A 13,877-nucleotide genomic window follows, 5' to 3' on the forward strand; every position below is an offset into this window, starting at 1 on the left:
AGGAGTTCAAGGCCTCGAGGCGAAGATGGCGCAGCGGACGGGACTCGAACCCGCGACCCCCGGCGTGACAGGCCGGTATTCTAACCGACTGAACTACCGCTGCGTATCGCTCGGGCTTGCGCCCGGTTGAAACCTGGGTCTACCCTTCCGGCACTAAGGCCTCAGGGCAGGCACAAAAAAAGCGACACGATGATCGCTCTCTTTGTGGTTGCTTCGAGGAGTTCAAGGGCCTCGAAACGAAGATGGCGCAGCGGACGGGACTCGAACCCGCGACCCCCGGCGTGACAGGCCGGTATTCTAACCGACTGAACTACCGCTGCGTATCGTTCAGGCTTGCGCCCGATTGAAACTGGGATCAGCCTCAGGCTTATTTGCCTTCTGGCTTCAGACCGGTGCAAAGCACCCATCTGTTACTTGAAAGTGGCGCAGCGGACGGGACTCGAACCCGCGACCCCCGGCGTGACAGGCCGGTATTCTAACCGACTGAACTACCGCTGCGCATAGTGGCTTACTAGGCCTTGTTCCTCTCTGGCATCAGCTTCTTTCGAAGCGTCCTGCGCCAGGAACTCTCAGGAAGTGGTGGGTGATGACGGGATCGAACCGCCGACCCTCTGCTTGTAAGGCAGATGCTCTCCCGGCTGAGCTAATCACCCCCGCGATGTTGCTTGTTGCGTTTGCTTCGCTGAGGCCGCGAAATTTACGCAGGTACCGATGCTAAGTCAATACCCCTGTTGAATTTTTTTTAAAAAAGGGCAAAAAAGTCACTACGCGCCTCAGGCTTGCGGCGGTCAGAAAAAGCCAGGTGTCGCCTGTTCGATTTCCCAACCCTGCAAATGACGAAGGGACCTGGCGGTCCCTTCTTGTCATTTGCAGCTTACAGCGCGTCGCTCAGGTTCAGGTGTAAATCATCTTACGGGTCATGCCACCATCGACCACGAACTCCTGGCCGGTGACGAATGCCGCCTGACGCGACAGGAGCCATGCCACCATGGCCGCCACGTCCTCCACCGTCCCTACCCTGCCGGTTGGATGCTGGGCATGGTCGGCTTCGGTCAACGGCTCGGCACGGCGCTGGGAAGGATCACGCGCATCGATCCAGCCAGGGCTTACCGCATTGACACGGATCTCCGGGCCCAGGCTCATGGCCAGGGCATGGGTCAGCGCCACCAGGCCGCCCTTGCTCGCCGCGTAGGCTTCGGTGTCCGGTTCGGACTGCCGGGCACGGGTGGAGGTGAGGTTGACGATGGCGCCATTGTGCGCGCGCAGGTACGGCGCACAATGCTTGGCCAACAGCATGGGGCCGTTGAGGTTGACCGCCAGCACCCGGTTCCATTGCGCCAGGCTCAAGCTCTCCAGGGTCTGGTTGTGCGGATTGGCGATAGCCGCGTTGCACACCAGCGCGTCCAGCCGACCAAACTGCCCGAGCACTTCGGACACCCCGGCACTGACCTGTGCTTCATCGGCCACATCCATGGTGATGAACCAGGCGTTATCGCCCAGCGCCTTGGCCACCTTGGCACCGCGCGGGCGGTCAAGGTCGCTTAGCACCACCTGCCAGCCTTCGCAGATCAACCAGGCAGCGATGCCCAGGCCGATGCCGCGTGCGGCACCGGTTACCAGGGCTACCCGGCCGTTATGGCCCGGCCCGCCACCCTTCCAGTCGATCACAGCGCTGCCAGCCCACGCGCCAGGTCAGCTTGCAGGTCGGCCACGTCTTCCAGACCCACGGCTACGCGGATCAGGCTGTCGCGAATACCCGCCGCTTCACGCTCCTGCGGCGTCAGGCGCCCATGGGAGGTGGTGGCCGGGTGTGCGATGGTGGTCTTGCTGTCGCCCAGGTTGGTGGTGATCGAAATCACCCGGGTAGCATCGATGAAGCGCCAGGCGCCCTCCTTGCCCCCCTTGACCTCGAAACTGACCACGGCGCCGAAACCGCTCATTTGGCGCTTGGCCAATTCATGTTGCGGGTGGCTCGGCAGGCCGGCGTAATGCACCTTTTCCACACCATCCTGCTGCTCCAGCCACTGGGCCAGTGCCTGGGCGCTCTCGCAGTGGGCACGCATACGCAGCTTGAGGGTTTCCAGACCCTTGGTGAAGATCCAGGCGTTGAATGGGCTCAGGGTCGGGCCGGCGGTCCGCAGGAAGCCGACCACTTCCTTCATCTGCTCGCTACGCCCGGCCACCACACCGCCCATGCAACGGCCCTGGCCGTCAATGAACTTGGTTGCCGAGTGGAACACGATGTCAGCGCCGAGCTTGAGCGGCTGCTGCAACGCCGGCGTGCTGAAGCAGTTGTCCACCACCAGCATGGCACCACGGGCGTGGGCGATCTCGCTGAGGGCCGTGATATCCACCAGTTCGGCCAACGGGTTGGACGGCGACTCGACGACCAGCAGCTTGGTATTGGCCTTGATGGCCTTTTCCCAGCCCGCCAGGTCGACCAATGGTACGTAGTCAACCTGGACGCCGAAGCGCTTGAAGTACTTCTCGAACAGGCTGATGGTCGAGCCGAACACGCTCTGCGATACCAGCACATGGTCGCCAGCGCTGCACAGCGACATGACCACGGCGAGGATCGCCGCCATGCCGGTGGACGTCGCCACGGCCTGCTCGGCACCTTCCATGGCCGCCAGGCGCTCCTCGAAGGCGCGCACGGTCGGGTTGGTGTAGCGCGAATAGACGTTGCCCGGTGTTTCGCCCGCAAAGCGCGCGGCTGCATCAGCCGCTGTGCGGAAGACATAGCTGGAGGTCAGGAACAGCGCTTCGCTGTGCTCACCCTCCGGTGTACGGTTCTGACCGGCACGCACCGCCAGGGTGTCGAAACCGACACCCTCGAGGTCACTGTCCAGTCGACCGGCATCCCATTGATCCGTCATGCCGTCGCTCCCTAAATCAGTTGTTGTAGAGGTCGATGATCGCGCTGACAGCCTGGTTCTTCACTTTGGCCAAGTCGTTACGGGCCTGCTCGATACGGTCGAGGTAGGCTTCGTCGATGTCGCCGGTGACGTATTCACCGTTGAACACCGCGCAATCGAAGTGCTCGATCTTGATCTTGCCGCCACCGACCGATTCGATCAGGTCTGGCAGGTCCTGGTAGACCAGCCAGTCGGCGCCGATCAACTCGGCCACCTGTTCGGTGGTACGGTTGTGGGCGATCAGTTCGTGAGCGCTCGGCATGTCGATGCCGTAGACGTTGGGGTAGCGCACCGCAGGGGCCGCAGAGCAGAAGTAGACGTTTTTCGCGCCGGCTTCGCGGGCCATCTGGATGATCTGTTTGCAGGTGGTGCCGCGCACGATCGAGTCGTCGACCAGCATCACGTTCTTGCCGCGGAATTCCAGCTCGATGGCGTTGAGCTTCTGGCGTACCGACTTCTTGCGCGCAGCCTGGCCGGGCATGATGAAGGTACGGCCGATGTAGCGGTTCTTGACGAAGCCTTCGCGGAACTTGACGCCCAGGTGGTTGGCCAGTTCCAGGGCCGCGGTACGGCTGGTGTCCGGAATCGGGATGACCACATCGATGTCGTGGTCCGGGCGCTCGCGCTGGATCTTCTCGGCCAGCTTCTCGCCCATGCGCAGGCGCGCCTTGTACACCGACACCCCGTCCATGATCGAGTCCGGGCGGGCCAGATAGACGTGCTCGAAGATGCACGGCTGCAGTTTCGGGCTTTCGGCGCACTGCTTGGTGTACAGCTGGCCTTCTTCGGTGATGTATACCGCTTCGCCCGGTGCCAGGTCGCGGATCAAGGTGAAGCCGAGCACGTCCAGGGCCACGCTTTCCGAGGCGATCATGTATTCCACGCCTTCGTCGGTGTGGCGCTGGCCGAACACCACCGGGCGAATGCCGTTGGGGTCACGGAAGCCGACGATACCGTAACCGGTGATCATCGCCACCACCGCGTAACCGCCAACACAGCGGCTATGCACGTGGGACACCGCGGCAAACACGTCGTCTTCGGTCGGCTGCAGCTTGCCGCGCACCGCCAACTCATGGGCGAACACGTTCAGCAGCACTTCCGAGTCGGAGTTGGTGTTGACATGACGCAGGTCGGACTCGTAGATCTCTTTGGCCAACTGCTCGACGTTGGTCAGGTTGCCGTTGTGCGCCAGGGTGATGCCATACGGCGAGTTGACGTAGAACGGCTGGGCCTCGGCCGAGGTCGAGCTGCCCGCGGTCGGGTAGCGCACGTGGCCGATACCCATGTGGCCAACCAGGCGCTGCATGTGGCGCTGCTGGAAGACATCGCGCACCAGGCCATTATCCTTGCGCAGGAACAACCGGCCGTCGTGGCTGGTCACGATACCGGCAGCGTCCTGGCCGCGGTGCTGGAGGACCGTAAGCGCGTCATACAGCGCCTGATTGACGTTCGACTTACCGACGATACCGACGATGCCACACATGCGACGCAACCCCTACTTTGATGAAACTTGAGTGAATAGCGCTCAAGGCTTTGCGGGCCCGAGCAACTGTTCCTTGAACGGGAGATCAGCCGGAGTGCTGATCACACCACTGGACATCCACTGGCTGGTGAAACCCAGGATCAGGTTTTTCGACCAATCAGCGACCAATAGAAATTGTGGTATCAGGCGCGATTCCTGCCACCAGGTATCTTGTTGCACTGGCCCCAGGCTCAGCAGCCCAATGGCCACCACCACCAGCAAGGCCCCGCGCGCGGCGCCGAAGGCCATGCCGAGAAAACGATCGGTGCCGGACAGCCCGGTCACGCGAATCAGTTCGCCAACAAGGAAGTTGACCATGGCGCCCACCAGCAAGGTGGCGACGAAAAGAATGGCGCAGCCGGCGATGATGCGCATCGACGGGGTCTGGATATAGCTTTCAAGGTACACCGAGAGCGACCCGCCGAACATCCAGGCAACCGCCCCGGCAATGATCCAGATGAGCAGGGACAAGGCTTCCTTGACGAAGCCGCGCTTGAGACTGATCAGTGTGGAGACGGCGATGATCGCGATGATCGCCCAATCAACCCAGGTAAATGCCACGGTGCTGCCTGCAGACGTTTGAGGCGGCGCATTTTACCAGAGCGATGGGCCGGGAGTAAGCGGAATGTCAGGCCGATTAGCAGTGGCTCATTTACGGGCAAGCCCGTCAATGAGCCACAAGGCAACCCTTGAATCAACCGCGTTCCGGCTGGAAGCGCACCACGAAGCCCTTGAGGTTCTGCTGCCGGTTGATGGTGTCGCGCAGGCGCTCGGCCTCGGCACGCTCGATCAAAGGCCCGACATACACCCGGTTCATGCCTCCGGCCGAACGGATGTAGGCGTTATAACCCTGGCTGCGCAGGGTTTTCTGCAAGCTTTCGGCACCTGCGCGGTTGGACAGGCTGGCCAGCTGGATCGACCAGCTCACCGGCAACCCGTTGGTATCGATCTTCGACGGTGCGCTGGCCGTCGCTGCCGGTGCGGGAGTGGCCGAGGCGCGGGTTTCAGCCTTGGGCGCGGGTGCCGGCGTTGCCACCGGCGCCTGTTGCCGAGGCTGAGCCTGCGTCTGCGGCGAGGGGCTGATCGGCTGGCTTGGCGTGGCGACCGGGGCACTGGACTCGTTGACCACCACCGGCGGTTGTTGAGGTTCCTCCGGCAGCGGCTGGGGCTCCGGCACCACAACCGGGTCCACCTTGACCTCCGGCAGGCTCGGCATGGCCGGTGCCTGCGGGGCTTCGACGCGTACCTGACGCATCTCGACCTCGCGGGTGAACAGCATCGGCAGGAAGATCACCGCCAGCGCCACCAGCACCAACGCACCCACCATGCGCTGTTTCATCCCTTTATCCAGCACTGCCATCTACTCACCCCTCCAGGGCCTGCCGCTCCAGCCACTCCAGGGCCTGGGCGACACAGAAAAACGAACCGAACAACAGGATCTGGTCATCCGCCGTCGCCTGTGCGCACTGCGCCTGCAGAGCGGCTTCAACACTGGCATAAGACTTCACGGCGGCGCCAAGGTTCGTCAACGCGCCCGCCAGCTCGGCCGCCGGACGACTGCGGGGCGTGGCCAGCGGCGCAACTGCCCAATCGTCGACCAACCCCTGCAGCGGCGCGATGACGCCGCCCAGGTCCTTGTCGGCGAGCAGGCCGAAGACCGCCAGGCGACGGCCCTTGAGCTCACGCGCCGCCAAGCGGCGCGCCAGGTAGTCGGCCGCATGGGAATTGTGCCCCACATCCAGCAGCAGCTCCACGGGCGTGCCTTGCCAGGCCACCACGCGACGATCCAGGCGCCCGGTAATACGGGTATCGAGCAATGCCTGGCGCAACTGCCCGGCCTCCCATGGCAGGCCCATCAGCAGGTAGGCCTGCAAGGCCAGGGTGGCGTTTTCCATCGGCAGGTCGAGCAAGGGCAGGTCACGCAGCTCTACCAGCGCACCTTCAAGGGTCGTCCCCCGCCAGTGCCAGACACCGTCGGCGCTGACCAGGTCGAAGTCACGGCCCCGCAGGTACAAAGGCGCAGCCAACTCTCGGGCCTTGTCCAGCAGCGGCTGAGGAGGATCGAGGTCGCCACACAGCGCAGGCTTGCCCGGACGGAAGATACCGGCTTTCTCGAAGGCCACCTGCTCGCGGGTATCACCCAGGTAATCGACATGGTCGACGCCAATGCTGGTGACCAGCGCCAGGTCGGCATCGACCACGTTCACGGTATCCAGGCGGCCACCCAGGCCCACTTCCAGCACCACGGCATCCAGTTGCGACTGATAGAACAACCAGAACGCGGCCAGGGTGCCCATCTCGAAATAGGTCAGGGAAACCTCGCCACGCGCCGCCTCCACGGCAGCGAACGCTTCGCACAGGCGCTCATCGCTGGCCTCCTGGCCGTCGATCAGCACCCGCTCGTTGTAGCGCAGCAAATGTGGCGAGCTGTACACGCCGACTCTGAGCCCCTGGGCACGCAGCATCGACGCCACGAAGGCGCAGGTCGAGCCCTTGCCATTGGTGCCGGTAACCGTTACCACACGCGGCGCCAGTTTGCCCAGCGCCAAGCGGGCAAGCACCTTTTGCGAGCGCTCCAGGCCCATGTCGATGGCCGAGGGGTGCAACTGCTCGAGGTAGGCGAGCCATTCGCCCAGGGTTCTTTCGTTCATCACGCGACCGCAGCCGCCTCACGTGCCTGCTCAGGCGTTTCCTGGCCAGTCATCTGCGCCAGCAAGCGAGCCAGGCGGGGGCGCAACTCGCCACGGGAAATGATCAGGTCGATGGCGCCGTGCTCCAGCAGGAACTCGCTGCGCTGGAAACCTTCAGGCAGTTTTTCACGCACGGTCTGCTCGATGACACGCGGGCCGGCAAAGCCGATCAGCGCCTTCGGTTCACCGACGATGACATCGCCGAGCATCGCCAGGCTGGCGGACACCCCGCCGTATACCGGGTCGGTCAGCACGGAGATGAACGGGATACCTTCTTCACGCAGACGCGCCAGCACCGCCGAGGTCTTGGCCATCTGCATCAGCGAAATCAGCGCTTCCTGCATACGCGCGCCACCGGAGGCCGAGAAACAGACCATCGGGCAGCGGTTTTCCAGGGCGTAGTTGGCGGCGCGCACAAAACGCTCGCCGACGATGGCACCCATGGAGCCCCCCATGAAGGAGAACTCGAAGGCGCTGACCACGATCGGCATGCCCATCAGGGTGCCGCTCATGGAAATCAGTGCGTCCTTTTCGCCAGTCTGCTTCTGGGCCCCGGCCAGGCGGTCCTTGTACTTCTTGCCGTCACGGAACTTCAAGCGGTCGACCGGTTCCAGGTCGGCGCCCAGTTCAGCACGGCCCTGCGCGTCGAGGAAGATGTCGATGCGCGCCCGCGCACCGATGCGCATGTGGTGGTTGCACTTGGGGCAGACATCCAGGGTCTTTTCCAGCTCCGGACGATACAGCACGGCCTCGCAGGCCGGGCACTTGTGCCACAGGCCTTCTGGCACCGAGCTCTTCTTCACCTCGGAACGCATGATCGAAGGGATCAGTTTGTCGACTAACCAGTTGCTCATGCTTTATTTCTCCAGTATTGGCGGGCGGGGACCGGTCTGGCCGGCCATGCCCTGCCCTTTGAGCTCAAATTCTTCTATGAAACGATGACGAATCGGCCACAGGGGCTGCCTGCGTACCGCGCCGTCTTCAATGTGTTCTCTGGCCGCCGGGCATGCCAGCGTGCCGCCCCGCAGGGCTGCGATAGCTATGGACGATGGCGCGCAGCCAGCCGTCACATCTGGCATCACGCCTGTTTCACCGCGCGCATGAAGGCTTCGATCTTCGCCGCATCCTTGATGCCCTTGGCCTGCTCCACCCCCCCGCTGACATCCACCGCGTACGGCCGCACCTGGGCAATGGCCTGGCCGACATTGGCTGCGGACAACCCGCCCGCGAGGATGATCGGCTTGCTCAGCCGTGCCGGTACCAGTGACCAGTCGAACGCCTCACCCGTTCCACCCGGAACGCCGGCAACGTAGGTGTCGAGCAGCATGCCACGGGCCCCGGAATACCGCTGGCAAGCAGCCTCGATATCGTCCCCCGGGCGCACCCGCAGCGCCTTGATCCAGGGCCGGTGATAACCTTCGCAATCGGCCGGCGTTTCGTCGCCGTGGAACTGTAGCAGGTCCAGCGGCACGACCTCGAGGATCTCGTTCAGCTCGCAACGCGAGGCGTTGACGAACAGGCCCACGGTGGTCACGAACGGTGGCAGCTCGGCAATGATCGCCCGCGCCTGGCGTACGTCGACGGCACGCGGGCTCTTGGCATAGAAGACAAAACCGATGGCATCAGCCCCCGCCTCGGCGGCGGCTAGCGCGTCTTCGATGCGGGTAATCCCGCAGATCTTGCTGCGAACGTTGCTCATGAACGACGAACCCTGCTGTTGTGCTGAAAGAGCGGGTGAAAGGCCCGATGGTAGCAAATGACTTTTCGCCCGTCAGTCTGCCAGTGCCTCATAGCCGCTGAGAAAGTGTGGGCCAATGTAACGCTGCGGCAGCTGGAATGCCTCCGGGTATTCCACCTGCACCAAGTACAGGCCATAGGGATGGGCGGTCACGCCCCCCTCGCGGCGGTTGCGGCTTTCCAGTACTTCGCGGGCCCAGGCCACGGGGCGCTCGCCCGCACCGATGGTCATCAGCACCCCGGCAATGTTGCGCACCATGTGATGCAGGAAGGCCGTGGCACGTACATCCAGCACGATCATCCGGCCATGGCGGGTCACGCGCAGATGGTGGATATGCTTGATCGGCGACTTGGCCTGGCACTGGCTGGCACGGAAGGCGCTGAAGTCGTGGGTGCCGAGCAGGAACTGCGCTGCCTCGGCCATGCGCTCGACATCCAGCGGGCGGTGGTTCCAGGTGACCTCCTCGGCCAGGTGTGCCGGGCGGATCGGGTCGTTGTAGATGACATAGCGGTAACGCCGAGCGGTGGCCTTGAAGCGGGCATGGAAGTCCGCTGGCATTGGCCGCGACCACACCACGCTGATGTCGTGGGGCAGGTTGAAGTTACTGCCCAGCGTCCAGGCGCGCTCGTCACGCACCGCCTGGGTGTCGAAGTGCACGATCTGGCCGCAGCCATGCACGCCGGCATCGGTGCGCCCGGCACAGACCACGCTGATCGGCTCGTTGGCCACCTTCGACAACGCTTGCTCCAGCGCCTGCTGGACACTCGGCACACCGCTGGCCTGGCGCTGCCAGCCGCGGTAGCGCGAGCCTTTGTATTCCACGCCCAGGGCGATACGGGTGTAGCCTTCGGCGGCGGCTTCGGTGGCGGCGGTGTCGATGATGTCCAAGAGCGTGAAACCTGTGGGGTATACGGAATGGCGGAGATTATAACGACAACGGCAGCCTTGTTGGGCTGCCGTTGGGTTCGCACTTGCTTGGCCGGCCCCTTCGCAGGTTGCCTACATGAAGGCCGGCACAGACAACCTCAGATCAGCCGGGACAGCATGTCCTCGGCTTCCTGACGCTGAGTATCGTCACCATCCTTGACCACTTCGTCGAGGATGTCGCGGGCGCCCTGGTGGTCACCCATGTCGATATAGGCACGCGCCAGGTCGAGCTTGGTCGCCACTTCGTCGCTGCCAGAGAAGAAGTCGAAGTCCAGATCGTCCAGCGGCTCCGGCTCCTGAGCGGCGTCCGCAGCGGTGAAGTGCGGCTCCAGCGACGGCGACTCAAGGCTTTGCGACAGTTTGTCGAGTTCGGCGTTGACGTCGTTCAGCTCTGAGGCAAAGCTTTTGGCGGCCGGTGATTCGTCATCCAGCGACAATGACAGATCGAAGTCTTCAGGCAGCTCAAGTTCCGAGATCGGGTCGAACTCCGGGATGGCGTCGAAGGCTGCCAGCTCGGCGGCAACGTCCACAGGGGGTTCGTCCACAGCATCCGCGGCGGTGGGCTCGGCGATATCCAGATCGAAGTCGGCCAGGTCGTCAACGTTCTGCGGTTCGGCATGGGCCTGGGCCAGCAACGTTTCGAAATCGTCATCGGCATCGGTTGGCGACTCGGCCGCCGGTGCAACGGGCTCAGCGTCTTCCTGCAGCTCGGCCAACGCGGCTTCATCCAGCACTGGCGGCTCGAGTGTGTCGTCCAACGGCAGGTCATCACCCAGGCTCAGGTCGAAGGCACTGTCGAAATCGTTGTCATCGAGAACTGACGCTTCGCCAGCTTCGTCGGCGGCAGGCTCGATGACCGGCTCACGCGCCACCTCAGGCTCAGGGTCAGACGCTGCTTCTGGCTCGGGCTCCACAACCGCTTGCACGGCTGGATCGGCCTCTGACTCCACCGCAGCAGGGTCCTGGGGTGCGTCCTGCAGCAGGTCGTGTACGTACTGTTGATCCAGCTCGGCGGCCAGCGCTGCAGCACCCAGGCCTGCAGCCGCAAGGCCGAGCATGGCGGGGTAGCGTTCCTTGAGCCCGTTGACCTGGGCGATATTGTCATCATTGCCTGGCAACTTGCGTTCCTGCTCGACGAAGGCGCTGTGGTCGCCTTGGCGGGCATAGACTTCCATCAGTTTCAGGCGCAGGCCATCATGCTCAGGCTGCGCCGCCACTGCAGTCTCCAGCAGATCGGCAGCATGGTTCAGGCGACCGCGCGCCAGGCTTTGCTCCACCTCGGCCAGCAGTTCGGCGTTCGGGTCTTGCACAGGTGCAGGCTCTGCAACCGGCGCCGCGGGTGTGGGAGTGGTGGGTTTTTCCGCGGCCACGGCCGCTGCAGCGGAAGCGGCCACCACGGCCGGCGACAGGGTAACGGTAGGTGATGCAACCTCCAGCTCGTCGAAGCTGCTTGGCGGCAGGTCAAGGTCTGGGCCAGGCGCGCTCTCCTCAGCCAGCGCCCGCGCCATGCGCAGGTGCTTTTCGGCTTCCTGCTGGGCCTTGCGCTTGCGCGCCAGCAGCAACAGCAAAAGCAGCAGCACGAGGAATGCAGAACCTGCGATCAGGCCAAGCAGAAGCGGGTTGCCCAACACCTGGTCAAGGGCACCTGGCTGCTCGGCGGCAGGTGCAGGCTCATTGGCAGGTGCTGCCTCTGGTGCGGTATCGACGGCCGCAGGCGCTGGCTGCACGACAGGCTCGGCTGGAGCGGCCTGGGCATCTGCAGCGGGCTGCGCCGGCTCACCCGGCAACGCTGCGGGCGGGGTTGCGCCTTCGGCACCCTGCGCCTCCAGGCGGGCCAGCTGGTCATTCTTGAGCTGGATGAGGCGCTGCAGTTTGTCCAACTGGCTCTGCAGGTCGCTCATCCGGCTTTTGAGTTCTTCGTTGTCACGACGGCTGGTGTCCAGGCTTTCCTGGGCGACGGCCAGCTTGTCGTTGATTGCCTTGGCTGTGCCGGCGCCTGCCTGGTTGCCCGGGCTGACCAGGCGCAGGTTATCGCCCTGGGCGATACGCTCGGGCGCAGCGTCGGCAGCACCGCGGCGGGTGGCATCGAGCTGGCGGGCACGCGGACCCAGGCGGCGGCCTTCACGCCAGGCCGCATACTGCTCGGCCACTTCGCGGTTGGCTTCGCCCTGGGGAATGCTCTGGATCTGCTGCTGATCGGGCAGGCGCAACACCTGGCCTACTTTCAGCTGGTTGATGTTGTTACCGATGAAGGCATCCGGGTTCAGCGCCTGGATGGCGATCATGGTCTGCTGCACCGAGCCACCGCCCTGGGTGTTGCGCGCCGCAATCTGCCACAAGGTATCGCGGCGCTTGGTGGTATAGCTGCCGGCACTGCTCACCGCCGGGGCGACATTCGCTGCGGCTGGCTGCTGGCCCTGGGCCTTGGCCTGGTCGAGCAGCACACTGTAGTCACGCAGCAGGCGGCCCTGGGGCCACATCACCTGAACCAGGAACTTGACCACCGTACCTGGCAGCGGCTGGCTGGAGGTGACCCGCAGCACGCTCCTGCCGTTGGGGTTGATCACCGGCGTGAAGGTCAGGTCTTCGAGATAAGTCGGATACGCCACCCCGGCTTTGCTGAACTCTTCCGGCGGCGCCAGGCTCGGCGCCACTTCGGCAGCGGTGAGGTCGCGCACATCGAGCAATTCGATCTCGGCGTCCAGCGGCTGGTTCTGCGCTGACTTGAGCGTCAGCTCACCCAACCCCAGGGCATTCGCCATGCCAGACGACAGCGCCGACGCTGCCGCCATGGCCAGAACCAGTTTGCGAATTCGAAGCATGACCTCTTCCCTTGTATGAATCGTCCCGAAAACCCGCACATGGCGTGGGACAAAAGTGCTCGCCAGTATCTTTTACGCCATGTGTTTAATCAACAATTGCGCCACCTGCACAGCGTTGAGCGCGGCGCCTTTGCGCAGGTTGTCGGTGGTCAGCCAGAGGTTGAGCTGCTGGTTTTCGTCGACACCATGGCGTACACGACCAACATAGACCACGTCTTGCCCTACTGCGTCACCGACCGGGGTCGGATAATCGTCGCGTTCCACCAACTCAACGCTGTCTGCGCCCTCGAGCGCGTCATTGACTGCGCCCAGGTCGACCGGCCTACGGCTTTGCAGGGCCACACTGAAGCTATCGCCGAAAAACACCGGGACTTGAACGCAGGTCACGGAAATCTTGAGTTCTGGCAGGCCCAACAGCACCCGCAATTCGTTGACCAGGCGGTGTTCAAGCAGCGTATGGCCCTGTTCGTCGGCAGCCCCGACCTGGGCCAACAGGTTAAATGCCATCTGGCGGTCGAAGAACTGCGGCTCGAGCGGACGGGCATTGAGCAGTTCGGCGGTTTGGCGGGCCAGTTCGTTGACCGCCTCTCGGCCTTGGGCGGATACCGCCAATGCGGCCATGACTTGCACCCGTTCGATGTCGAGCTGGCCCTTGAGGGGTGCCAGGGCGACAGCCAGGGCCACGGCTGCGCAGCTGGGGCTGGCGATGCGCGCGGGCAATGTGAGGTTGGCAATGCTGTGGGCGTTGGCTTCGGGCACTACGGCGAGGGCATCGTCAAGGCCGCCGGAGAGGTCGATGACCGTGCAACCTGCCTGCTGGGCCTTGCTGGCGAAGCTGCGGCTGACGGCGGGGCTGGCGGCGAAGAAGGCGAGCTTGACTTGGGTGAAGTCGAAGCTGTCCACTTCGCGCACCTTGATCTTCTTGCCGGCAAACATGACGCTGCTGCCCGCCGACTCCATGCTGGCCAGCAGGTGCAGTGTCGCGACCGGGAAGTCCAGCTCTTCGAGGATCTGTACGAGGGTTTCACCGACGCTACCGGTGGCGCCGACGACGGCGATATCCAGGGGTTGGGTCATGTCAGGGATCCTTTTGCTGAAACGGCGGGGGCGGCACTTTACTTGGATTGTAGAGTTTTGTCTGTGCCCCCAAAGCGGTCGATCTTGATCTTGATCTTGATCTTGCTCTTGCTTCTAAGCGCGCGGTAGCTCAGGCAACACAGGATGCGACTTCAGGAGGCCGAACGCAGGCCTTGCGGAGGGAGG

At 63.7% G+C, this 13,877-nt stretch carries 11 protein-coding genes and 4 tRNA genes; all 15 read right to left on the reverse strand.

What is annotated here, in order from left to right; genetic code table 11:
• Positions 1 to 26 precede the first annotated feature (26 nt).
• Positions 27 to 103: transfer RNA gene (locus APH34_RS18370), tRNA-Asp, on the reverse strand.
• Between the two features lie 140 nt (positions 104 to 243).
• Positions 244 to 320, reverse strand: a tRNA-Asp gene (locus APH34_RS18375).
• Between the two features lie 101 nt (positions 321 to 421).
• Positions 422 to 498: transfer RNA gene (locus tag APH34_RS18380), tRNA-Asp, on the reverse strand.
• Positions 499 to 577: 79 nt separating this feature from the next.
• Positions 578 to 653 (reverse strand) — tRNA-Val (locus tag APH34_RS18385).
• A 241-nt stretch (positions 654 to 894) separates the two neighbouring features.
• Positions 895 to 1,668: an SDR family oxidoreductase gene (locus APH34_RS18390; protein ID WP_054902369.1), complete on the reverse strand. Its 774-nt coding sequence runs from the start codon at positions 1,666 to 1,668 to the stop codon at positions 895 to 897.
• Positions 1,665 to 2,876 carry an O-succinylhomoserine sulfhydrylase gene (locus tag APH34_RS18395; protein WP_054902370.1) on the reverse strand — a complete coding sequence of 404 codons (1,212 nt, stop codon included), beginning with the start codon at positions 2,874 to 2,876 and terminating at the stop codon, positions 1,665 to 1,667. The genes APH34_RS18390 and APH34_RS18395 overlap by 4 nt, the downstream gene beginning before the upstream one ends.
• A 16-nt stretch (positions 2,877 to 2,892) precedes the next feature.
• Positions 2,893 to 4,398 carry an amidophosphoribosyltransferase gene (gene purF / locus APH34_RS18400; protein ID WP_054902371.1) on the reverse strand — a complete coding sequence of 502 codons (1,506 nt, stop codon included), beginning with the start codon at positions 4,396 to 4,398 and terminating at the stop codon, positions 2,893 to 2,895.
• Between the two features lie 42 nt (positions 4,399 to 4,440).
• A complete protein-coding gene (locus tag APH34_RS18405; protein WP_012313468.1) occupies positions 4,441 to 4,998 on the reverse strand; it encodes a CvpA family protein in 558 nt (185 codons plus the stop codon).
• A 133-nt stretch (positions 4,999 to 5,131) separates the two neighbouring features.
• On the reverse strand, positions 5,132 to 5,797 hold the full coding sequence (locus tag APH34_RS18410) for an SPOR domain-containing protein (RefSeq protein WP_054902372.1): 666 nt from the start codon (positions 5,795 to 5,797) through the stop codon (positions 5,132 to 5,134).
• Between the two features lie 4 nt (positions 5,798 to 5,801).
• A complete protein-coding gene (folC, locus tag APH34_RS18415; protein ID WP_054902373.1) occupies positions 5,802 to 7,088 on the reverse strand; it encodes a bifunctional tetrahydrofolate synthase/dihydrofolate synthase in 1,287 nt (428 codons plus the stop codon).
• Positions 7,088 to 7,981 carry an acetyl-CoA carboxylase, carboxyltransferase subunit beta gene (gene accD / locus APH34_RS18420; RefSeq protein ID WP_054902374.1) on the reverse strand — a complete coding sequence of 298 codons (894 nt, stop codon included), beginning with the start codon at positions 7,979 to 7,981 and terminating at the stop codon, positions 7,088 to 7,090. Before accD ends, folC begins: the two co-directional genes overlap by 1 nt.
• A gap of 224 nt (positions 7,982 to 8,205) precedes the next feature.
• The gene (locus APH34_RS18425; RefSeq protein ID WP_054902375.1) at positions 8,206 to 8,826 is read right to left on the reverse strand and encodes a phosphoribosylanthranilate isomerase; all 621 of its coding nucleotides are present in this window, start codon (positions 8,824 to 8,826) and stop codon (positions 8,206 to 8,208) included.
• 72 nt (positions 8,827 to 8,898) lie between these two features.
• Positions 8,899 to 9,753, reverse strand: coding sequence for a tRNA pseudouridine(38-40) synthase TruA (gene truA, locus APH34_RS18430; protein ID WP_054902376.1), 855 nt, complete (start codon positions 9,751 to 9,753; stop codon positions 8,899 to 8,901).
• Positions 9,754 to 9,890: 137 nt separating this feature from the next.
• Positions 9,891 to 12,614, reverse strand: a complete 2,724-nt coding sequence (locus tag APH34_RS18435; RefSeq protein WP_054902377.1) for a FimV/HubP family polar landmark protein — start codon at positions 12,612 to 12,614, stop codon at positions 9,891 to 9,893.
• Positions 12,615 to 12,686: 72 nt separating this feature from the next.
• Positions 12,687 to 13,691 carry an aspartate-semialdehyde dehydrogenase gene (locus tag APH34_RS18440; RefSeq protein WP_054902378.1) on the reverse strand — a complete coding sequence of 335 codons (1,005 nt, stop codon included), beginning with the start codon at positions 13,689 to 13,691 and terminating at the stop codon, positions 12,687 to 12,689.
• Between the last annotated feature and the right edge of the window lie 186 nt (positions 13,692 to 13,877).

Source organism: Pseudomonas sp. NBRC 111131 (assembly GCF_001320525.1).
Classification (GTDB): Bacteria; Pseudomonadota; Gammaproteobacteria; order Pseudomonadales; family Pseudomonadaceae; genus Aquipseudomonas; species Aquipseudomonas ceruminis.

What these genes read in the sequence shown, in the direction of transcription:
- APH34_RS18395 (WP_054902370.1), bottom strand. Translation starts at nt 2,876, where the DNA reads ATGACGGATCAATGGGATGCCGGTCGACTGGACAGTGACCTCGAGGGT.
- purF (WP_054902371.1), bottom strand. Translation starts at nt 4,398, where the DNA reads ATGTGTGGCATCGTCGGTATCGTCGGTAAGTCGAACGTCAATCAGGCG.
- APH34_RS18410 (WP_054902372.1), bottom strand. Translation starts at nt 5,797, where the DNA reads ATGGCAGTGCTGGATAAAGGGATGAAACAGCGCATGGTGGGTGCGTTG.
- folC (WP_054902373.1), bottom strand. Translation starts at nt 7,088, where the DNA reads ATGAACGAAAGAACCCTGGGCGAATGGCTCGCCTACCTCGAGCAGTTG.
- accD (WP_054902374.1), bottom strand. Translation starts at nt 7,981, where the DNA reads ATGAGCAACTGGTTAGTCGACAAACTGATCCCTTCGATCATGCGTTCC.
- APH34_RS18425 (WP_054902375.1), bottom strand. Translation starts at nt 8,826, where the DNA reads ATGAGCAACGTTCGCAGCAAGATCTGCGGGATTACCCGCATCGAAGAC.
- APH34_RS18435 (WP_054902377.1), bottom strand. Translation starts at nt 12,614, where the DNA reads ATGCTTCGAATTCGCAAACTGGTTCTGGCCATGGCGGCAGCGTCGGCG.
- APH34_RS18440 (WP_054902378.1), bottom strand. Translation starts at nt 13,691, where the DNA reads ATGACCCAACCCCTGGATATCGCCGTCGTCGGCGCCACCGGTAGCGTC.